Origin of the sequence: Spirosoma rhododendri, from assembly GCF_012849055.1 — a bacterium.
Lineage (GTDB): Bacteria > Bacteroidota > Bacteroidia > Cytophagales > Spirosomataceae > Spirosoma > Spirosoma rhododendri.
In genome coordinates this window covers 4,828,451-4,848,220 of sequence record NZ_CP051677.1, presented here as the reverse complement: position 1 = coordinate 4,848,220, position 19,770 = coordinate 4,828,451, and the positions used below count along the sequence as shown (strand labels likewise).

17 protein-coding genes and 1 tRNA gene are annotated in these 19,770 nt (G+C 58.1%); 10 read left to right on the top strand and 8 right to left on the bottom strand.

Going from position 1 to position 19,770, the window contains the following annotated elements; genetic code table 11:
• The first annotated feature begins 92 nt into the window (after nucleotides 1-92).
• Entirely contained in the window at nucleotides 93-1,523 is a 1,431-nt protein-coding gene (locus tag HH216_RS20135; protein ID WP_169552436.1) for an aldehyde dehydrogenase family protein, read from the top strand.
• Between the two features lie 265 nt (nucleotides 1,524-1,788).
• On the opposite strand, the gene arsS is transcribed toward HH216_RS20135, so the two are convergent.
• Nucleotides 1,789-2,832, bottom strand: a complete 1,044-nt coding sequence (gene arsS, locus HH216_RS20130) for an arsenosugar biosynthesis radical SAM (seleno)protein ArsS (protein WP_169552435.1) — start codon at nucleotides 2,830-2,832, stop codon at nucleotides 1,789-1,791.
• A 96-nt stretch (nucleotides 2,833-2,928) separates the two neighbouring features.
• A complete protein-coding gene (locus HH216_RS20125; RefSeq protein WP_169552434.1) occupies nucleotides 2,929-3,261 on the bottom strand; it encodes an arsenosugar biosynthesis-associated peroxidase-like protein in 333 nt (110 codons plus the stop codon).
• Between the two features lie 176 nt (nucleotides 3,262-3,437).
• Here HH216_RS20125 and HH216_RS26230 point away from each other — a divergent pair, with 176 nt between their 5' ends.
• Genes HH216_RS26230 through HH216_RS26220 form a run of 3 tightly spaced genes read left to right on the top strand, consistent with a single transcriptional unit; the run spans nucleotide 3,438 to nucleotide 6,348 of the window.
• A complete protein-coding gene (locus HH216_RS26230; RefSeq protein ID WP_254448529.1) occupies nucleotides 3,438-4,637 on the top strand; it encodes a hypothetical protein in 1,200 nt (399 codons plus the stop codon).
• Complete coding sequence (locus HH216_RS26225) at nucleotides 4,538-5,401, top strand: TolB family protein (protein ID WP_254448528.1); 864 nt, start codon at nucleotides 4,538-4,540, stop codon at nucleotides 5,399-5,401. Before HH216_RS26230 ends, HH216_RS26225 begins: the two co-directional genes overlap by 100 nt.
• Entirely contained in the window at nucleotides 5,374-6,348 is a 975-nt protein-coding gene (locus HH216_RS26220; protein WP_254448527.1) for a BamA/TamA family outer membrane protein, read from the top strand. The genes HH216_RS26225 and HH216_RS26220 overlap by 28 nt, the downstream gene beginning before the upstream one ends.
• Here the strand turns inward: HH216_RS26220 and HH216_RS20115 are convergent.
• A complete protein-coding gene (locus HH216_RS20115) occupies nucleotides 6,345-6,722 on the bottom strand; it encodes a LytTR family DNA-binding domain-containing protein (protein ID WP_169552433.1) in 378 nt (125 codons plus the stop codon). The two genes, HH216_RS26220 and HH216_RS20115, sit on opposite strands and share 4 nt — an antisense overlap.
• Nucleotides 6,723-6,917: 195 nt before the next feature.
• Between HH216_RS20115 and HH216_RS20110 the strand changes: the two genes are divergently transcribed.
• From HH216_RS20110 to HH216_RS20100, 3 genes are all read left to right on the top strand, one after another.
• A tRNA-Ser gene (locus tag HH216_RS20110) sits at nucleotides 6,918-7,004 on the top strand.
• Nucleotides 7,005-7,111: 107 nt separating this feature from the next.
• The gene (locus HH216_RS20105) at nucleotides 7,112-9,160 is read left to right on the top strand and encodes a PAS domain-containing sensor histidine kinase (protein WP_169552432.1); all 2,049 of its coding nucleotides are present in this window, start codon (nucleotides 7,112-7,114) and stop codon (nucleotides 9,158-9,160) included.
• A gap of 11 nt (nucleotides 9,161-9,171) precedes the next feature.
• On the top strand, nucleotides 9,172-10,437 hold the full coding sequence (locus HH216_RS20100) for a chloride channel protein (protein ID WP_169552431.1): 1,266 nt from the start codon (nucleotides 9,172-9,174) through the stop codon (nucleotides 10,435-10,437).
• An 80-nt stretch (nucleotides 10,438-10,517) separates the two neighbouring features.
• On the opposite strand, the gene HH216_RS20095 is transcribed toward HH216_RS20100, so the two are convergent.
• From HH216_RS20095 to HH216_RS20080, 4 genes are all read right to left on the bottom strand, one after another.
• Nucleotides 10,518-13,130: a YfhO family protein gene (locus HH216_RS20095; protein WP_169552430.1), complete on the bottom strand. Its 2,613-nt coding sequence runs from the start codon at nucleotides 13,128-13,130 to the stop codon at nucleotides 10,518-10,520.
• 98 nt (nucleotides 13,131-13,228) lie between these two features.
• Nucleotides 13,229-13,978, bottom strand: coding sequence for a hypothetical protein (locus HH216_RS20090; protein ID WP_169552429.1), 750 nt, complete (start codon nucleotides 13,976-13,978; stop codon nucleotides 13,229-13,231).
• Nucleotides 13,979-14,001: 23 nt separating this feature from the next.
• Nucleotides 14,002-15,000 (bottom strand): AMP-binding protein, encoded by a 999-nt coding sequence (locus HH216_RS20085; protein WP_169552428.1) that lies wholly within the window; start codon nucleotides 14,998-15,000, stop codon nucleotides 14,002-14,004.
• Nucleotides 15,001-15,125: 125 nt separating this feature from the next.
• Nucleotides 15,126-15,575: a QcrA and Rieske domain-containing protein gene (locus HH216_RS20080; RefSeq protein WP_169552427.1), complete on the bottom strand. Its 450-nt coding sequence runs from the start codon at nucleotides 15,573-15,575 to the stop codon at nucleotides 15,126-15,128.
• Between the two features lie 111 nt (nucleotides 15,576-15,686).
• On the opposite strand from HH216_RS20080, the gene HH216_RS20075 reads away from it, so the two are divergent.
• The 3 genes from HH216_RS20075 to HH216_RS20065 all read left to right on the top strand — a co-directional run bounded on the left by HH216_RS20075 (nucleotide 15,687) and on the right by HH216_RS20065 (nucleotide 17,889).
• Complete coding sequence (locus tag HH216_RS20075; protein WP_169552426.1) at nucleotides 15,687-16,145, top strand: DUF2452 domain-containing protein; 459 nt, start codon at nucleotides 15,687-15,689, stop codon at nucleotides 16,143-16,145.
• Between the two features lie 99 nt (nucleotides 16,146-16,244).
• Nucleotides 16,245-17,069 (top strand): 1,4-dihydroxy-2-naphthoyl-CoA synthase, encoded by an 825-nt coding sequence (gene menB / locus HH216_RS20070; protein WP_169552425.1) that lies wholly within the window; start codon nucleotides 16,245-16,247, stop codon nucleotides 17,067-17,069.
• A 97-nt stretch (nucleotides 17,070-17,166) separates the two neighbouring features.
• Nucleotides 17,167-17,889, top strand: a complete 723-nt coding sequence (locus HH216_RS20065; RefSeq protein ID WP_169552424.1) for a YqjF family protein — start codon at nucleotides 17,167-17,169, stop codon at nucleotides 17,887-17,889.
• A 92-nt stretch (nucleotides 17,890-17,981) separates the two neighbouring features.
• On the opposite strand, the gene HH216_RS20060 is transcribed toward HH216_RS20065, so the two are convergent.
• Entirely contained in the window at nucleotides 17,982-19,688 is a 1,707-nt protein-coding gene (locus HH216_RS20060) for an IPT/TIG domain-containing protein (RefSeq protein WP_169552423.1), read from the bottom strand.
• Between the last annotated feature and the right edge of the window lie 82 nt (nucleotides 19,689-19,770).

The following is a 19,770-nucleotide window of genomic DNA, read 5'->3' as shown; positions in this document are numbered from 1 at the left end:
TTCGCCAACTAAATCGCAAACGAGCCAACTTCGTCGGGTTTTCGTTACATTTAATCCGCCGGGCCACTTTCTGGCCGGATGTTCATACCGCTATGCTAACCGAAACCCAACCATCTGTTCAGCGCAACGATTTCGCTGCGACCTTCGACCGTCAGCGTCGACACGCGCCACAAATGGCCCTGACTACAGCTAGCGAACGGATCGAACGAATCCGGCGCATTCAACGCTGGGTCGTGGCACATCAGGCCGACATCGAGCAGGCGATGTACGATGACTTCCGCAAGCCGCCCGCCGAGGTGATGATGGGTGAACTTATGGCCCTGAACGGTGAGATACGCCACACGATCCGGCACCTGAAACGCTGGATGAAGCCGCAGCGGGTCCCGACTCCGATTAGTCTGATCGGTACGACGAGCCGAATAGTACATGAACCAAAGGGGAATGTGCTGATTATTTCGCCCTGGAACTACCCGTTTGTGCTGAGTATCCGGCCGCTGGTGTCGGCGCTGGCGGCTGGTAATGTGGTTATTATCAAGCCTTCCGAACTAACGCCCAACACCGCCGGTCTAATCAGCCGGATGATTGCCGAGCTTTTCCCCGCCGACGAAGTGACGGTGTTCGAGGGCGACGCAACGGTATCGACGGCGTTGCTGGAACTGCCGTTTAACCACATATTCTTTACGGGGAGCCCGGCTGTGGGGCGCATCGTGATGGCGGCAGCGGCCAAACACCTGGCGTCGGTGACGCTGGAACTGGGGGGCAAATCGCCTGCTATCGTCGATGAGTCGGCTAATCTGGGGCAGGCAGCCGGGCAACTGGCGTGGGGCAAGTGCCTGAACAACGGGCAGACCTGCATTGCACCCGACTACCTGCTGGTTCACGAGTCGGTCAAAGCGCCGTTTGTCGAGGCTCTGCGCAATGCGATGGTGAGCATGTACAGCCCTGATGGGAAGCCGGTTGAAGCGTCGGACAGCTACGCCCGGATCGTCAACAGCAATCACTTCCGGCGGGTGAAAGCGCTGTTTGATGATGCGCTGGCGAAAGGAGCAACGGTTGCGCTGTGCGGGCAAATGAACGAAGCCGACAATTTCATCGCACCCACGCTGCTGGAAACTGTTACCGACGAGATGCGGGTGATGCAGGAGGAGATTTTCGGCCCGATACTACCCATTCTGACGTACCGCACGCTGGACGACGCGCTCCGCACGATCAATCAACGGGAGAAACCGCTGGCCCTGTACATCCACAGCCGCGACCGGCAACGCACGCAGTACATCATCGACCGGACGTCGGCGGGCGATACAGTCGTGAATGATACACTGCTTCAGTTTGGCAACGTCGAATTACCGTTTGGCGGAGTCAATAACAGCGGATTGGGGAAATCGAATGGCTTCTACAGCTTTCAGGAGTTTTCCAATCAGCGGGGCATTGTGAAGCGGCTATTCGGTACGCTGCGCCCCATCTACCCGCCCTACACCAACCGCGTTGAAAAAACCATCGCGTTCCTGATGCGGTATTTTTAATTGGGTCTAAGGTCTGAGGTTTAAGGTTCCTCCGGTGGCATCCCCTAATCCTGGATCTGTTAAGTTCCTGAATTTAAGCGGATGAGGGCCGAATTTTATTGGAGTGTCAATACCCCCAGCCCCCTGAAGGGGAGCTGCTCATTTACGGAACGCTCCCCCTTCAGGGGGCTGGGGGGTATTGATGATCAGAATTAATAGCCCTTCTCCCCATCCGGTAGTAACCACAGGAGGAACCACAAACCTCGAACTACAAACCGCAAACCCGCTATGCCGTCGTGCCGCCACAGCTGGAGCCGGCCCCGGCGGTGCAGCCGTAGCAGTGCTCATTGACGATGATGGCGCGCTGCATGAGCGCATCGGCGTCGAATTCGCTGATATGCCGACCCGGAACGCGAACCGTCAGGTCGAGCATCTGGTTGAAGTCGCAATCGTAGAGCTGACCATCCCAGCCGACCGAAATCATGTTGCGGCACATCACCCCCGCTGCTGCCGTCGGGTTGAAAGCGTTCACTAGCTTTTCCATGTAACTGTCGTAGTTACCCGATGCCACGAGGTAGTCGAGGTACCGGCTGACGGGGATGTTGGTGATGGCAAACAGGCTGTTGAACACGATGCCGAACTCGCTGAGCAGCACCCGCTTGAACTGCTGCTCCAAGCTGACCTGCGAGCCGGGCATAAACGCACCCGCCGGATTGTAGACCAGATTGAGCACCAGCCCGGTGTCGGGTTGGCCGTAGCCCACGGCGTTGAGCATGTGCAGCGCCTTGATCGAATCCTGAAATACGCCCTGCCCACGCTGCCGGTCGGTTTTGTCGGCATTGTAGAACGGTAGCGAACTGACCACTTCGATCTGATGCTGCCGGAAAAAGTCGGGCAGATCGTTGTATTTCGGATTGGCCACGATAATCGTGAGGTTGCAGCGTACGATCACGTGCCGCCCCAGCTTTTTGATCTCTTCCACGAACCACCGGAAGTTGGGGTTCATTTCGGGCGCACCACCCGTCAGGTCGACAACCGGAATGTTCGTTTGAGCCAGCACGTCGATGCATTGCTGCATCGTTTCGCGGGTCATAATCTCCTTCCGGTCGGGGCCCGCATCGACGTGGCAGTGTTTACAGACCTGATTACACATCTTGCCGACGTTGATCTGCAACACGTCGATGCCGGTGGGCCGCAGCGGAAACAGATCGATCGACTCCAGCTGATTCCGGAACGTCGGGCGTTGCCGGGTCTCGGCCTGCTGCTCCAGCAGCTCAATCTGCGCTGCCGCACTTGCCAGCTGATGCCCGCTCGCTTTAAGGCTTTTCATATTCTTCGTTTAAAGTTTGCGGTTCAAGGTTCAACGTTGCTGGTGCGCTTGTGGTAAAAACCTTACACCTTAAACGATAAACCTTAAACCCGCCCGTCACATTGATACCTGTTTCACTTTGTTCATCATCTGGACGCTGTGGACCAGCGTCGAGCCACTGCGGATGGCAGCGGCTACGTGAACAGCTTCCATCATCTGCTCTTCAGTGCATCCTTTTTCGAGCGTATCGTTGGTGTAGGCGTCGATGCAATAAGCACACTGAACCGTGTGGGCAACGGCGAGAGCGATTAGTGATTTCTCACGGGCGGTCAGCGCGCCTTCGGCAAACACCGAGCCGTAGTACGAGAAAAACTTGTCGGCTAATTCCTTCTGAAATTCGCTGATCTGGCCAAATTTCTTAAGATCGGCGGGGTCATAGTAGGTTTCCATGCGGGTATTAACGGTTTGTACGTGTGCGCTGTTTGTCACGAATCCGGCGCGCTGATTAACTAACAGCAACGGCGGAATAAGATTCATTGGATGGTTGGCCTTATATACGAATTATCGAAAGTACATAGTTTTTTCGGGGTCGAAATCAGTAGACGAATACTTTTGCGTTATCGCCTATGAGAACTCACCGCCTTGTACTGCTTTTCCTGATTGGCTGCCGGTTCGGTAGCGCGCAAACATTGCCGGTTCTCGACCAGAACCCGGCCAGTCTGCGCTGGTATCAGCTCAACACCCCCCACTTCCGGGTGCTTTACCCAACGGGCTTCGACAGTACGGCCGAACGCACCGCCGGGCGGCTCGAACAGCTGTACGAACCTGTCAGCGCATCATTAGGCAAACGCCCCCGCCGTATTTCAGTCCTGCTGCAAAACCAGAGCACCAGCAGCAACGGCTTCGTTACGCTCTACCCGCGCCGGTCGGAGTTTTTCGCTGTGCCACCCCAGGACCCAACGCTGCTCGGCACCCTCGACTGGCTCGATCTGCTGGCCGTGCACGAGTTTCGCCATGTGGTGCAGTACGACAAAGCGCTACAACATTACGGCCGGGTGCTGTATACGCTCTTCGGTAATACGGGCCTGTACGTTCCGTTGCTGACCGTGCCCGACTGGTTTGCCGAAGGCGACGCGGTCGGTACCGAAACGCTGCTCAGTACCAGCGGCCGGGGGCGGATTCCCAGTTTCGACCTCGGTATGCGCGCCAACCGACTCGCCGGACTCGACTTCGACTACCAGAAAGCCGTTTGTGGCTCATTTCGCGACAACGTGCCGAATCATTACGTGCTGGGGTATTTCATGACGACCTACCTGAAGCGTACCTACGGCCCCGACGTGTGGAGTCAGGTACTGAACCGGAACTACCGCCGATTCCCGTGGCCGTTCGCCTTTTCGCGCAGCATCCGCGACGTGACGGCGACAGCTACGCAGCCGGGCCTGAGCGTCGAAGCCTTATACCAGCAGTCGATGAATGACGCAACGGAAAGTTGGGAAAAACAGCGGGCGGGTCTGGTGCTGACGTCCGCTGCTGCGCTGCCTGCTTCGGTTGAAAAAGGCGCAACCCGCCGACCCGTGTTTACCAACTACCAGCACCCGCAGTTTCTGGACGACTCGACGCTGATCTGCATCAAAAGCGGGCTGGGCGATACCCCCGGCTGGTTCTCCTGCGGAAGAATAAGCCCGAACAGACGCTGCACGTGCAGGGCTTTCCCAAAGATCCCGGTATGCTCTCGGCCACGCCCGCGCTGGTCAGCTGGATCGAGTTTGGCTTCGACCCCCGCTGGGGGCAGCGCGTCTACTCGAATATCCGGCTGCTCGACGTAAAAACCGGCAAACTCACCCGCCTGACCCACCGCGCACGCTACACTACCGTTGCCCTCTCGCCCGACAACAGCCGGCTGATCGTCGTTGATAATACAACGACGTACCAAACCCGGCTCGTGATGCTCGACCGACAGACAGGCCGTGTGCTGAAGACGCTGGCCAACCCTGACGGGGCTTTCTACCAGCACCCGCGCTGGCAGGCCGACAACCGGACTGTAGTGGTCGTATGGCTTAAAAACGGGCAGAAGACGATTCAGCGCATCGACACCCAAACCGGAGAAGCCACCGATGTGCTGCCCCGCTCCAACGATAATCTCAGTCATCCGCAGGCCGTCGGTCCGTACGTATTGTACAATTCGCCCCGCTCCGGCATCGACAACATCTACGCCGTTGATACGCGGTCGGGGCAGGCTTTTCAGGTAACATCACGGCCACTGGCGGCTTACCACGCGGCTGTGTCGCCATCGGGACAGGCGTTGGCGTTCGATGATTTTGCCGCTACTGGTTCGCGTATCGTCACCACGCCGTTTGTCCCGAACTCGTGGACGGCTGTTGCGGCCGTACCCGCCAACGGGGGGGCAACTCCGCCCGTACGGTTCTTCGGCAAGCTACCGCAGCAGGACCCCGGTGCGGCAGCGGGGCGGGCCGTACTGCGCGATTCAACGCCGTCGGTGGCGTATCCGGCCCGGCGATTCAGTCGGCTGGGGCATGCGTTCAATCCGTATTCGTGGGGGCAGTGCTGGGGAGTACCGGGCAAAACCTGACGGTCGGCATCAATTCGCAGGATCTGCTGAGTACAACCCAGTTCGGCGTGGGCTATGCTTACAATCAGGCCGAGCAAGTGGGAAATTTCTTCGCGAACCTGAGCTATCAGGGCGCTTACCCCATTTTCGATCTGAGCTTCCAGCGGGGTAATCGAAACACATCCATTTACATCGACCGTGACCGGAATGCCCCTCTCGATTCGCTGCGCTCGGATCGCTGGCAATACAACCAGTTGTCGGCGGGTGTCCGGCTCCCCCTCCGGCTGACCAATTCGGCCTATGTGCGGTCGATGAATTTGTCGACGTACTACAATTACCAGCAGGTTACGGGCTACGACCTGCCCGCCCGGTACACGACTGATGTCGGGTTTGCGGGTTCGCTGAGCGCGCTGACGTACGGATTTAGTTATTCGCAGCTGTTCCGGCAGAGCAAACGCGATGTGGCTCCGCGATGGGGGCAGGCCCTGTCGGCGGTGTACCGCAATACCCCGTTCGGCGGTCGGCTCATGGCCAGTCAATTGGCTGTGCTGGGGACGCTGTATGTACCGGGATTTGGCAAACACCATTCGGTGCGGCTGCGGGGCGGGTATCAGCAGCAGGGGGTAGGCGACACCTACCAGTTTAGCCCGGCGGTGTTTTACCCGCGCGGGCAGGCTTATATCACAGCCCCGCAACTCGTTACGACCAGCATTGATTATCGCTTGCCCCTGGCCGACACGCACTGGTCAGTGGGGCGGCTGGCTTACGTGCAGCGTCTGAAAGGCGGGCTGTTCTACGATACGGCATTCAGCAGTGCGTATTCGACACAGACGGTGGGCGCGGACCTGAGTATTGTTTTCAACGTACTGCGCATCCGGACGCCACTGGAGGCCGGTGTTCGCACTACCTACAATACGAACACCGGCGCCGTAGTGGTCAGCCCACTCGTTATTGATATCGGTTTCTAGACCCGTTCGGCCCGCACCGGCTGGTCGGGCTGTAGGTCCATATAGTGCCAGCGCCCCCGGTTGGGGTTGGGCTGGGTGATTCCCAGTTTCTGGTCGACCTCGCGGAAGAGTCGGCGGCTAACCGGGAGCCACACGTTACCAACCAGCACTTCGGCTGTTTTGGGTGCCACTAGTCGAACCTTGACAATGTACCGCAGATTTACCGCGTATTGCCGATGGATCCGGACAAAGCCGGGGAGTTCGGCCAAACAGGCTTTCAGGGTTTTGGCAAGTAGCCAGTTGGTGTGGTCGGTGCAGTAAATCGTGGTGTAATTACTACTGCTCGACAGGTAGTCAATTGCATCAGACTGACTGGTTAGATTGATTCGCTTCATTAATAGAGTTTGTTGTTAGATTACATATACGGTTGAAATGTTAATACCGATTTCATTCTCCTGATTTGGTAGACTATCAACTATCGGACCAGTGAATGAAGAGCGAATGGTGTAATCGTCTTGCATGCGTGCCCGGCGGTGCCTACCTTTGTCCATCAAATCAGCCAGTCGGGTCTTTCGGAGGTTGATTTATACAGAGAGGTGTCCGAGTGGTTGAAGGAGCACGCCTGGAAAGTGTGTATACGGGCAACCGTATCGAGGGTTCGAATCCCTTCCTCTCTGCCGCTTTGTTGAACTAGTTAATAGCCACGCACTTCGGACGTGGCTTTTTCTATTCGTGTCAACTGGGTTTACGTGCCAAAACGGGCAGTCCACTCATCCTTCTATCCATGAAAAATCTTTTCACGGAACAAACGCTTATCCCGTTTCTCGAACAGTTCGATTTTTCGCTCGTCCTGCGGGCCGACACTCCCCATTATACCGTGCTGGTTGTCAGCGATCAGGCCGAACAGCTAACCGGCTACCGACGGGCTGACCTGGTAGGCAGGCCGCTGTTCGACTGCTTCACGGAGTCGCCGTTTGACCCGATCGGCAACGAATCGTTCCGGCAGGTGCTAGACACGGTTATCGGGCAGCGTCAGACGGTTACCCTGCCCACCTACGAGCAGACGAATGCCGCCGAAACAGCGGTCATATATGTCAAGAAGGTGCTGAAGCCCATCATCAACACCGATCAGGATGTTGCGTACGTGCTGGTTACCACGGCCGATGTTACGCAGGAGATCCGGGCGCAGCAGGCCGCCGAGCGTAGCGAGCAGCGACTGCGGACCGTAATTCAGCAGGCACCCGTCGCAATTGCCCTGTACCGCTCCCGCGACATGGTTGTCGAGCTGGCTAACGAGCGGATGCTGGCCCTGTGGAATCGGTCGGCGGATGTTGTCGGAACCCGGTTGGTCGACGTGCTGCCTGAAGCCGGATCGCAGGAAATCATGGCGATGATGGAGGGTGTTTTCGACAGTGGAAAACCCTACTACGGTGCGCAGTTTCCCGCGCTCGTCTGGCACGATGGCCGGCAGGAGGAAGGTTTTTTCGACCTAGTCTGCTCCCCCGTTCGCAACGCGGCCAATGAAATCACGTCGGTGCTGACCGTAGCTACCGATATTACCAGGCAGGTACAGGCTGGCAGGGACGTGGAGCGCAGTGAACAACGGCTTCAGGGACTCATAAACGAGTCGCCAATGGCTATTGCCGTGTACAGAGGGCTGGAGTTTGAGATTGAACTGGCCAACGAAGCCATGCTGACCATCTGGGGTAAATCGCCATCGGTTGTCGGGCTGCCGCTGCATCGGGCACTGCCCGAGCTGGAGGGACAACCGTTTCTGAACCAGCTGACCGGCGTTTTTACCACCGGTATTGCCTACCACGCCTGGGAAGCTCCGGCCACGCTCGCCGTTGATGGAAAGCTCATCCGGTCGCATTTTAACTTTACGTACAAGCCCCTGTTCGATGAAACGGGGCAGGTGTATGCCATTCTGAACGTAGCGATTAACGTTGAGGAGAGCGTGCAGAACCGGCAGCGGTTGCAGGAAAGTCAGGACCAGTACCGGCAGCTGGCCGAGCAGCTGGAAGAACGTGTACACCAGCGAACGCACGAGCTTGACACGCTGAATGACGCCCTGAGCCGGTCAAACGAAAACCTGCAACAGTTTGCTTACGTCGCCAGCCACGATTTGCAGGAGCCACTACGCAAAATTCAGTCATTCGGCGATTTGCTACTGGAGAGTTACGAACAGCAGTTGGGTAATGGGGTCGAATACCTCCGGCGGATGCAGTCGGCCGCCGGCCGCATGTCGACGCTGATTCGTGAACTGCTCAATTATTCCCGCATTAACACCACCAGCCACCAGCGTTTGAATGGGCAGGTGTCGCTGGGGCCGCTGATCGATCAGCTCAAAGACGATCTGCTGGTTGCCATTCAGGAAAGCAACGCCCGAATCGTCGTTGACCAGCTACCGACTGTGTCCGGCGATGAGCTGCAACTGCGGCAGTTATTTCAGAATCTGCTGAGCAATGCCATCAAATTCCGGCAGCCCGGCGTGCCACCCCTGATCCGCATCACCTGCGGCACGATCACGGACGCTCAGTTGCCGGCCGGTGTGGTACCGGTCAGTAAGGCGGCTCAGTACTACTGCATCGGCGTTCGGGACAATGGTATCGGGTTTGATGAGAAGTACCTCGACCGTATTTTTCAGGTGTTTCAGCGGCTGCACACTACGAGTCAGTATCAGGGTACGGGTATCGGGCTGGCTATCTGCGAAAAGGTCGTGACCAACCACGGCGGGGCTATCCACGCCGACAGCAAACCCGGCGCGGGGGCAACATTCAGTATTTACCTGCCCGTCAGCGACCCTCGTAAGCTGGCGTCGGTGCGGCTCTAATTCGGTCGATCATGCGCGCCCGCGACGAACTTATCCTTTTTGTGTCGGTCCTGAAATGGCTTGTGATCTCTACGGTTATTGGCTGTGTGGCAGGGCTGTGCGCATCGACGTTTATCCGCTTTATTCACTTCGTTATTGAGCAGGGCAATCGCTACGAGCACGTTTTTTACCTGCTGCCGCTTAGCTTTTTCATGGCTAACCTGCTGAGTCAGTTTGTCCTGAAACGGCACCTCGGTACAGACGCAGTTATTGCCGCCATCAACAAAAACCACGGCAAACTCGAAGGAAGCTTTATCCCAACCAAAGTCATCAACGTGGTACTGATTCTGGCAACGGGTGGCTCGGCGGGCAAAGAAAGCCCCTGTGCGCAGATCGGTGCCGGAATCGGGTCGGTATTTGCCAGTCTGTTCCGGGTCGACGACATCGACCGACGAAAGATGGTGCTGTGCGGGTTCTGTGCGGGCTTTGCCTGTGTGTTTGGCGCTCCGCTGGCCGGTGCGCTGTTTGGCATCGAACTGCTGGCGGTGGGCGTAATCCTGTACGACGTGCTGCTGCCCGCCTTCGTCGCGTCGATCACGGCTTATCAGGTATCGTCGGCGCTGGGGGTCACGTTTTTTTACTATCCGCTAAAATTTGTTCCGGCGTTCGGGCAGGGGTTCTTTCTGAAGCTGATGGCGGGGGGTATTTTCTTCGGCCTCTGCGCCTACGGTATGATCTGGGCGATCCGCAGCAGTACCCGCGTCGTGACGGGCATTCCGATCTGGCGCCCCCTCAAAGGCTTGCTCGGCGGGGCTGTACTCGTCGGGCTGACGCTGCTGTTCTCCCGCGACTACCTGGGGCTGGGCCTGAATCTGATGGAGTCGTGTGTACGCGGGGTGCCGGTTGTGGGTTACGCTTTTCTGCTCAAAGCCCTGTTCACGATCATAACGCTCAGCATTAGCCGCAGCGGTAGCGTTATCACCCCCATACTGTTCATCGGCGCAACGGCGGGGAGCTTCTTCGGCGATCTGGTCGGGGCCGATCGGGCTACGTTTGCCGCCATCGGTTTCGTTAGCCTGCTGGCCGGAACCACCAACACGCCTATTGCCACGAGCATACTGGCCATCGAGCTGTTTGGCGCGTCTGTTGCGCCTTACGCAGCCGTTTCGTGCGTTATCAGCTTTCTAATGTCGGGCCATCAAAGTCTGTACACGGCTCAGGTGCTGGCCGTAGCGAAATCGCGTGGTATCAGTGCCCGGCTGGGCCGGGAGATGGGTGCGTCAGACAACAAAACATGAGTAGCTGGTCTGCTAAACCGTGGTAAACAGATCTATTCCGAAAAAGTAAAGGCCCTTCTGGTTGGAAGGGCCTTTACTTTTTATCGTTTTTTCTTCGATCGGTCTGCGATTGATGAGCCAGTTAGCGGGGCCTCTGATACAGGCCGGTCTGGTTCGGGCAGCACCGGTTCGGGCGTCGAGGGGCCGTTGGTCGGCTGGTTGCGGGTCGATTTGAAAATGACGAAGCCGAACAGAGCAATCAGTAGCACGTTACAGATCAGGTCGATGGTATCGCCGGTGCGGGCCAGTGGCGGGTCGAAGCGGAACTCGACCGTGTGTTTACCCGCCGGTATCCGCATAGCCCGCAGCACGTAGTTGGCCCGGAAATGCGGTACCGGTTTTCCGTCGACAAACGCCTGCCAGTCTTCGTTGCCCCGGTAGTACACCTCCGAAAAAACCACGACACCTTCGCGAGCCGCATTGACGGTATAGGTCAGCTTATCGCCCCGGTAGCTGGTCAGTTGGACGCTGCTGCCCGTGTGGCCCAGTTGAGCGGGTAAGCCTGCCAGCTTAGGCATATCGGCCTGACTGACCAGGGCTGAGTCGCGGGTGCTGAGCGTTTTCATGGCTGCAATCTCCGCGTCGGCATCGGCTGCCGGGATGATGGTGCCGACAAACCAGCCCACGCCAAGTGCTTCGGGGTTCGTCAGTGCCGCCGGTTCAGTAGGCTGCTGCTGGGGGTTATTGGGGTTCGGCTGGGGCTGCTGAATGACGTATTTGACGTTCAGCATGTTCAGAATATTCAGCGTATTGCCCTGAAACGCGTAGGTGACCAGCTCCTGATACCGGCGCAGTTTGGCTGCATTGTACCCACCAATCGACCGGTGGAAATACGATGCCCGGTTGCTGCTCATAAAATCAGTCGTCTGATCGAAGACCCGGTACCCCAGCGATTTGTCCTGCTGAATTTGCAGATCGGCGGCCGTCGGCGTAAATACTTCCGCTGCCTGCGCCTTGCTGATAAAATCGTTGCTGTTCAGAAACCGCTTGTCGACCGAAAACAGATCGAACACGACCACTGCCAGCAGCAGCGGATAGAACAGCCCGCTCTTGAGTTTGCCGCTTACAAAGGCCCAGATCAGCCCGGCGGTCAGGATTATCAGGATGAACGACCGGAACGCATCGGCCCGAAGCAGCCCCTGTCGGTCGCTGATGATGGCGTTTAGAATGTCTCGGGCCGCTTCGCCGAAGCTACCGCTCAGCCGGTCGAGGTCGGTGGCCGTTTGAAACGTGAAGAACGTACCGCCCAGCAGTGCCAGCACCAGTGCCAGCCCAGCTGTCAATGCCAGACTGATCGTCAGTGGCTGCTTCAGTTGCGCGAACGTCAACTTTTGGTCGATGATGGCCTGAACACCCAGCGCGGCACCGACGGCCATAAACAACTGAGCCAGACACAGCGCCATCGTCATCGCCCGGAACTTGTTCAGGTAGGGCAGGTAGTCGAACAGCAGTTCGTTGAACCAGAGCAGGTTTTTGCCCCACGCCAGCACGATCATCAAGCCGGCTGCGCTCAGCAGCCACCACCGTACGGGGCCACGCAGCACAAACAAACCCAGCACGAACAGAAAGACAAGAGCCGCCCCCGCGTAGGCCGGACCGCCCACCATCGGCTGATCGCCCCAATAGGCTGGCGCGCCCAGTTCGGCATATTGCTTGGCCATGCCCGGATCGACACCCCGGCCCACCATCGCTTTGTAAAATTCGGAACTCGTCGTTAGCCCGCCACCCGATGCGCCACCGTATAGGTTGGGAATCAACAGCGTCAGGGTTTCGGCTTTGCCGTAGCTGTAGCTGAACGCGTAATCTTTGTCCAGCCCACCCTTCGATTCGGCAGCGGCCGAGTTGCCGTCGGGGTTAGTCGTTTTGGCGGTCAGTTCCGAGCGGCCCCGGATGGTTTCTTTCGTGAACTGGTTCAGAACCAGCAGGCGTTTGCCGAAGCTACCCGCGCCCAGCACACCGACGACCGCCAGCACCGCCAGCGCGATGCCAAGCTGTTTGCCCCGCCCGGCCCGCACCAGCGCGATACCTTCGATCAGGACGAGCAGACCCAGTGTCAGAAAAAGGTAGTACGTGATCTGGATGTGGTTGGCCCCGAACTCCATGCTCAGAAACAGGCCCGTAACGGCCGCGCCAATCCAGTACCGACCGCGCAGGCAGAGGATGACGCCTGCCACCACTCCGGCCCCGTAGCCCAGCGCCAGCAGTTTCGACACGTGCCCTGCTTCCAGGCTGATGATGGAGAAGGTGCCCAGCCCATACGCAGCCGCGCCCAGTGCCGATAGCCACGGGTTACACCCCAGCACAACCAGCAGAATATACGCGCTGACCATCATGATAAACACGATGCTGGCGAAGGGCGGCAGCAGGTTCTGTACCGCCGTGATGGCTTTGTAGATGTAGATGTGCGGGTAATCGAAGTCGATCATGTAGGCCGGCATCCCGCTAAAGAGGGCGTCGGTCCAGAGGGGTTTGATCCCCGTTTCTTTGGCTATCTCGCGGATTTCCTGCGTCGAAGCGGATGCCTGCTGCACGTCCATCAGGGCCAGCGTTTTGCCCGACAGCACCGGCGAAAAATAAACAATCGACAGCACCAATAAGCCCAGCACGGCGAGGATATGCGGCAGGTAGCGTTGAAAAAAAGACGGTTGGTTCATGGAGAATAGACAGTACAGCCCAAAGATAGGGCTTTCCTAAAAACGGATGGCGACGGGGATGGATTGTGAGACGGCCGAACGAATCGTTGCCGGAATGGCTACAGGTTTTCCAGCGTTCGGGTCAGGTCGGTGAACGCGCTGATGTTGTACCACTCGTCGGTGCCGAGATTCAGCCACTGACCGGGTGCTTTGGGGCGTTTGGGCTGGGCCATATCAGGGTCGTAATCGTTGGCGTAGACCGCCGTCATCAGCTTCTGCAAGGCCGTCCACGGCAACGACTGGTTGCGTTCGCGCCGGTTGCGAATGGTTGTGAACGTTACGCTGCGCTGCGCAAACGAAGCCGTTACCCGCACTTCAGCTTCGTCGGGGCCGATACGCAGGTAGGTCAACTCAAAAGGGCGTTCGCGGTTGTCGGCTTCGAGCGTGGCCTGGGTCAGTTCCTGCACTAGATATTGCCAGTCGTCGGTGCTGCCCGCCCCGGTATCTGCCGGGCGTCCTTGCCGGTCGGGGCCGGGATTCCGGGCAATTTTCAGTTCCCAGAAATCGTCGGCCTCGTCCAGCTTGTCTTCGTCGGCCGGTTGCAGCGTTGTCTGATCGGCCAGTTTTGCCACGGCCTGGAGCCACGCTTTCGGCAATCGGCCCGACCACGAAAAATCGTCGTCGCGGGTGAATCCTTCCGCAATCAGCTCATCGTCGTCGATATCGTCGCGGTCGGGGTAAGTAATCGACAGGTCGACCTGCAAAAAATCGCTGAACGCGGGACGCAGGTCGAGGGTGTAGAAATAAGCGTAGGGTGCGGGCAGCGACCGGGCGGTTTGAAACCGAATGCGAAGACTGGTGAATGACATAGCGTAAGAATCGACCCGTAAAATTAGCGGATTTGGGCGACTGTTGCCTGTCGGTCGATTTTGCCGGTTGCTGTTTCGCTGAATGCGTCGACGGTATGCCAGCTTTTCGGTACGGAATAGGGTCCCAGTACATCGCGTACGGCCTGCTGACTGGCGGCCCACTGCGCGTCGGTGAGCGAACAGTTTTCCAGCACCAGCACCACGCGCTGCCCCAGCCGGTCGTCGGGTAGGCCAGCGATAAACAGGCGCGGAGCTAGCCCGGCCCCGGCCAGCGTCGACTGAATCAGCCGCTCGATGGCTTCCGGCTGCACCTTGACGCCCCCGCTATTGATCACACTATCGGCTCGGCCCAGCAGCCGAAAGTGCATCGGGTCGATCAGGTCGACGACGTCGTTGGTCTGGATACGCTCGAAGTTGGTAGCCGCCGACGTGATGTGCAGACAGCCCCGCTCGTCGGTGCCGAGGTCGACGCCCGTCAGTGCGGTAAACACATCGGACACGTCGGGGCCATTGAGTCGGCGCAGGGCGATGTGCGACACTGTTTCGGTCATGCCGTAGGTGGCGTAGACGGGCGCAGTGATCGGCTGAATCAGGGCTTCTAGTGCCGGACTGGTAGCGGCCCCGCCAACCAGAATGGCCTTCATGCCGTCCAGCACCGCTTTTTTCTCCGGTGTTTCGGTCAGAATGGTTTGCAGCTGTAGCGGCACGAGCGCGGTAAACGCAAACGATTTGCCCGCAACCTCCGGCAATGCAAGCGGGTTGCTGACGGGTTCGACAATGGTCATGGGCAGCCCCAACTCCAGCCCGCGTACGAGCATCATGATCCCGGCGATGTAGTTGGTATTGAGGCACACCAGCGCGGCATCGCCCGGTTGCAGGCCCAGCGTCTGCCCCGTCAGGTGGGCACTTGCCCGCATCTGCGCGCGGGTCAGCTCGATCGGCTTAGGGGTACCGGTCGAGCCAGACGTGTGCAGGGTAAACCGTTCCTGCCCACTCCGCCAGGCATCGAGAAAATCTCTCATTTGAGGTTGTAAAGTTTTAGCGTTGTAAAGTTATAGAGTTGGCTGGCGCGTCAGACCATCCGGCGGCAGCCACGCGCGCCAGCAACTTTACAACTCTATAACTATCCAACTCTATAACTCTAAAACTATCTAACCACCAGAACACCCGCGCTGGGGCTGGAGACGTCGTAGGTTTTCAGGGGAACGGTGGCCGGGCCGCTAATGACCTTGCCGCTGAGGTTGTAGCGCGACAGGTCGAGCGGGCAGTAGAACTGGTTGTCGGCGGGGCGAAATACCAGAATCGTGTTGTCGTGCGAGCAGCGACCACCAGCAGCGACGTACTGATCGGCGTTGGTACGGGCCACTATGATGTTGTTTGTGAAGACATAGCCACCCTTGATACTGAGCGCCTGATTGGCTTTGTCGCTGAGGTTCAGCGTCAGCACGTCGGGTTGCGGGTCGGGAGCCGCTTCTGTACCGGAACAGCCCGATGTGTTGCCCGAGAAAAGCAGCGTAGTAAAGCCTGCGCCCAGTAGCTGAAAAAACGACTGGCGCGACAGGCGCGGGGTGGTAGGCGGGGTAGAGGGGGTTTCCATCGGTTTGTCGTACTTTTGTCGGAGTAGCGGATACAGTGTTGTAAAGATGCTTTTTTTTAGCAACAACCGCCGAAGAAACAAAGCTGTTGATCCGGCGGTTTGCCAATTCATATGGAAGAAGCCAAAGTTATTGTCAATCCAATATCGCCGGAAAAAGTAGCCGCATCGCCGGGGTTGCTCGAATACGCGCACACGGCGGGTGGGGCAGTAATCCGGCCCGAAGACAAAGGTAAGATAACGGGTCGGGCCGTAGCCGCCATGCGCGAGCAGACCGATATGCAGCTCAGCCAATTGTACAAGCAGATGCAGCTACTGGCCGAGCAGGCAACGGCGATCCGGCACCGGGTCGAAATTTCGGAGCGCATCTACGCGGCCCAGATGAGTTTTGAGCCAGTCGTAGGGCACACCTATCACTTTTACCAGCGCAAAAACGGTACCGATCTGCTATCGATGGTCGGCCCAACGGAGTGGGGGCGGAAATTCCCCTTCGAACGTTGCCTGGCGACCGTCCGGATGATGGCCGACCACACCTGGGATGTGCAGTATCACGATGTTTCATATACCGAATGATAGAATGATTGAGTGATTGAATAAGCTGACGCATCACATTCAATCACTCAATCATTCTAATACTCAATCATTCTATCATTCTAGCATTCACTCATTAAAATGACAAGCAATTACCCCTGGGAGACGATTAAGGAATATCAGGAAATCCTGTTTACCTATTACGACGGGATCGCCAAGATCAGCATCAACCGGCCACACAAGCGCAACGCATTTACCCCGCAGACGGTGAAGGAAATGTCGGAAGCGATGGAGTTGGCCCGGCAGGACGAACGCGTCGGCGTTGTTATTCTGACGGGTGAAGGGGGCGAAGCGTTCTGCTCCGGTGGCGATCAGTCCATCCGTGGGCACGGTGGTTACGTGGGTGAGGACAAAGTGCCGCGCCTGAACGTACTCGACCTGCAAATGCAGATTCGCCGGATTCCCAAGCCTGTTGTAGCGATGGTAGCCGGTTACGCGATTGGTGGGGGGCATGTACTGCACGTTGTCTGTGACCTGAGCATTGCCGCTGATAACGCCCGCTTCGGGCAGACGGGGCCAAAGGTTGGTTCGTTCGATGGCGGCTTCGGTGCTTCGTACCTGGCGCGGGTCGTGGGGCAGAAAAAAGCCCGCGAAATCTGGTTCCTATGCGATCAGTACGACGCTCAGGAAGCCCTCGATATGGGACTGGTCAACAAAGTGGTGCCGCTCGACAAGCTGGAAGAAACGACGATCGCGTGGTGCCGGAAGATGCTCGAAAAGAGTCCGATCGCGCTGCGTATGCTCAAAGCATCGTTCAACGCCGAACTCGACGGGCAGGCCGGTATTCAGCAGCTGGCCGGTGATGCTACCCTGTTGTACTACCTCTCGGAAGAAGCCAAGGAAGGAAAAGACGCTTTCCTCGAAAAGCGCAAGCCCGACTTCAGCAAGTTCCCCAAGTTTCCGTAAGGATAGTACGGGTTGGACCAGGCTTCCCATTATTCCTGAACAAACAAAAAGGTCAGCCGCGAAGCTGACCTTTTTTTACCCATCGACTTTATACGTTATGGCGTTTACATTTCTCTCCGCTGAGTGGCGCAACCTGATTTTCGCCAACTACCCCATAGACCGCGCTGTGTTGCAGCCGCTGGTGCCGCACGGTACCGAACTCGATGACTACAACGGCGTTTGCTTCGGCAGCCTGGTTGGGTTCAACTTCGAGAAGGTCAGGATGCTGAGCGAAGTGCCGGTGCCCTTCCACACTGAATTTGAAGAATTCAACCTGCGGTTCTACGTCCGGCGGAAGACCGACAAAGGCTGGCAGCGGGGCGTCGTGTTCGTGAAAGAGATCGTGCCGAAACCGGCTATCGTGTGGGTTGCCCGAACGCTTTACGGCGAACCATACGAAGCCCGCCCGATGCGCCACACCTGGCAAACGCACGACGATCGCCAGCATATCCGCTACGAGTGGCAGGTCGGCAGCGACTGGAATTATATCGACGTCGACGCCAGTCTGACGGGGAGCGAAGCAACGCCCGGTACCGAACCCTGGTTTATCACCGAAAACTACTGGGGCTACACCACGCGGAGCAACAAACACACCTCGGAGTTTGAAGTCGTGCACGACCGCTGGCAGATTTACCCCGTCAGCCGCTTCGACGTCCGCTGTGACGTCACCACCCTTTACGGGCCGCAATTCGCCCCCTTCTTCACCGGACCTCCCAGCAGCGTGTTCCTCGCCGACGGTGCCCCCGTCACGATCCGCTCGGGGCAGGATATTAAGGGGTGATTTTTGAGTTTGTGGTTTGTAGTTTGAGGTTCGTGGTTCCTCCGGTGTACAGCCATGCGGTAGCAACCGCCGGAGGAACCACGAATCTCAAACTACAAACCCAAAATCCTACCGATCGTAGTCCACCGTCTGGGGCTGTAGTTCGTCCAGTTGGCGGCCCAGTTGTCGGTGCCGAACGCGCCCCTGTAGGTTACTGAGGTAAAGAAACTGTTCAGGCGGTTACCGCTGACGGCATCGCTCAGCAGGGGTGAACCCGACTGCGGCAGGAAGCTGGGCGAGGTCAGCGTGAAGTTGTTGGCGTTAAGCAGCAGCGCCGATAGACTGCCCGACTGGATCACCTGGTTGTTACGCCCGGGAGTGATGTAGTACTGCGCTACCTGATCGGTCGTGACCACGCCACCCCCCACAACGGGCAACGGCGTATTGGCCAGTACCAGCCCGCGCAGGTCAATAATGCCGCTCGTCAGGCTGCTGGGCCCCGTGATCGATTCCACCCGCAAGCCTTCCGGATAACCGTAGAAAACAGAGTTGTACACGGCTACGGCGCTGTTCCGGCGGAGGTAAGCCCCCGACTGATAACCAGCGCGGGCGTTGCTCGCTGTTGGCGTTGTGCCAAAGGCGAAGCTGCTCATGTTGGCGAATACGGGTACGTTCTGCGTTTGCCCGTTGATGGCCACTACCGGCGTAACGTCGGTGGCCGCTGTTTCGTAGTTTTCGACTTCCAGCCCGTTGGACCCCGACGCGTCGAACACGTTGGGGTCGCGCAGGGAGGCACCGAACTGTACGTTGCCGGTATAGCCCCAGTCAACGGTCCAGTCGTCGTCGGTAGTGCGGTAAGCCATCAGGTTTTTCGCGTTTACCGTACCGCCAAACCAGGCGTAGGCATCACCGGCACCGTAGGATACCTGGATGTGATCGACGGTCGTTCCCGCCCCGACGCCGTAGAACGACAGGCCTGGCAACCGTACTCCAGTGTTTCCACCCATCGGCGCACCGCTGTACTCGATACGCACATACTGCATGACACCTGAGCTACCAGCCGGTTCGCCGTACGTTTCGACCGTGCCGCGAATGCTGCGTGGGTTGGCCGTGGTGCCGGGTCGGTTTACCGGCGACCGGCCGATCAGCACCACCCCGCCCCAGTCGCCGTAGTTACGCTGCCCGGCTGCTTTAGCCGACGTAAAGATGATGGGCTGGGTTGCGGTACCTCTGGCATTGATGAAGCCTCCCCGCTCGATTACCAGTGAGCCGGGCATGTTGGCTCCCGACGGGTCGGCGTCGGCGGCTGCCCCGCGAATAACCGTTCCCGCCGGAATGGTCAGCGTGTAGGTCTGCGGTATGTACACGAGGCCCCGGAGCAGATACACCGTGTCGCGGCTGAGGGTCCGGTTGCTGAAGATTGTTCCCTGAAGGGTCGCTGTGGGCTTAACCGGCTGCGGAGTTATGGTCAGCGTTGACGAACTCTGGGCTGTCTGCCCCCCGGTAGAGACACTAACTGCGCCAGTTGTGGCACTGGCGGGTACCGTAACGATAAGCTGCGTCGATGAGGCCGATACGATAGTGGCCGGCACACCCCCGATCGTGATCGTGTTGCTGCCGGGGTTGGTGTTGAAGTTCGTACCGGTGATCGCGATGGTGCTACCGACAGGGGCCGACGTGGGGTCGATGCTGGTAATCGTTACCGCCGTTGAGCCGGGGGTGGGTGTTGGGGGCTCCGGGTCTTTACAGGCGACGAAAAAGGCTGCCATACTGACAAACAGCAGCAGCAGGGCGGGTAATCGGTGAAGATTGGGGTTCATATATAACGGGTAATTAGTGGATATTCCAATTGGTCAGGAAGCACTGGCCTCAGCAGGTGCCAGTAGCGAAAGAAGCTGGCCG

Excerpts from the sequence above, each read along its gene's own strand:
- HH216_RS20065 (WP_169552424.1), top strand. The coding sequence starts at position 17,167 with ATGGCGTTTACATTTCTCTCCGCTGAGTGGCGCAACCTGATTTTCGCC.
- arsS (WP_169552435.1), bottom strand. The coding sequence starts at position 2,832 with ATGAAAAGCCTTAAAGCGAGCGGGCATCAGCTGGCAAGTGCGGCAGCG.
- HH216_RS20095 (WP_169552430.1), bottom strand. The coding sequence starts at position 13,130 with ATGAACCAACCGTCTTTTTTTCAACGCTACCTGCCGCATATCCTCGCC.
- HH216_RS26225 (WP_254448528.1), top strand. The coding sequence starts at position 4,538 with ATGCTCTCGGCCACGCCCGCGCTGGTCAGCTGGATCGAGTTTGGCTTC.
- menB (WP_169552425.1), top strand. The coding sequence starts at position 16,245 with ATGACAAGCAATTACCCCTGGGAGACGATTAAGGAATATCAGGAAATC.
- HH216_RS20100 (WP_169552431.1), top strand. The coding sequence starts at position 9,172 with ATGCGCGCCCGCGACGAACTTATCCTTTTTGTGTCGGTCCTGAAATGG.
- HH216_RS20125 (WP_169552434.1), bottom strand. The coding sequence starts at position 3,261 with ATGGAAACCTACTATGACCCCGCCGATCTTAAGAAATTTGGCCAGATC.
- HH216_RS20090 (WP_169552429.1), bottom strand. The coding sequence starts at position 13,978 with ATGTCATTCACCAGTCTTCGCATTCGGTTTCAAACCGCCCGGTCGCTG.
- HH216_RS20075 (WP_169552426.1), top strand. The coding sequence starts at position 15,687 with ATGGAAGAAGCCAAAGTTATTGTCAATCCAATATCGCCGGAAAAAGTA.
- HH216_RS20115 (WP_169552433.1), bottom strand. The coding sequence starts at position 6,722 with ATGAAGCGAATCAATCTAACCAGTCAGTCTGATGCAATTGACTACCTG.
- HH216_RS20105 (WP_169552432.1), top strand. The coding sequence starts at position 7,112 with ATGAAAAATCTTTTCACGGAACAAACGCTTATCCCGTTTCTCGAACAG.
- HH216_RS26230 (WP_254448529.1), top strand. The coding sequence starts at position 3,438 with ATGAGAACTCACCGCCTTGTACTGCTTTTCCTGATTGGCTGCCGGTTC.
- HH216_RS20060 (WP_169552423.1), bottom strand. The coding sequence starts at position 19,688 with ATGAACCCCAATCTTCACCGATTACCCGCCCTGCTGCTGCTGTTTGTC.
- HH216_RS20085 (WP_169552428.1), bottom strand. The coding sequence starts at position 15,000 with ATGAGAGATTTTCTCGATGCCTGGCGGAGTGGGCAGGAACGGTTTACC.
- HH216_RS20080 (WP_169552427.1), bottom strand. The coding sequence starts at position 15,575 with ATGGAAACCCCCTCTACCCCGCCTACCACCCCGCGCCTGTCGCGCCAG.
- HH216_RS20135 (WP_169552436.1), top strand. The coding sequence starts at position 93 with ATGCTAACCGAAACCCAACCATCTGTTCAGCGCAACGATTTCGCTGCG.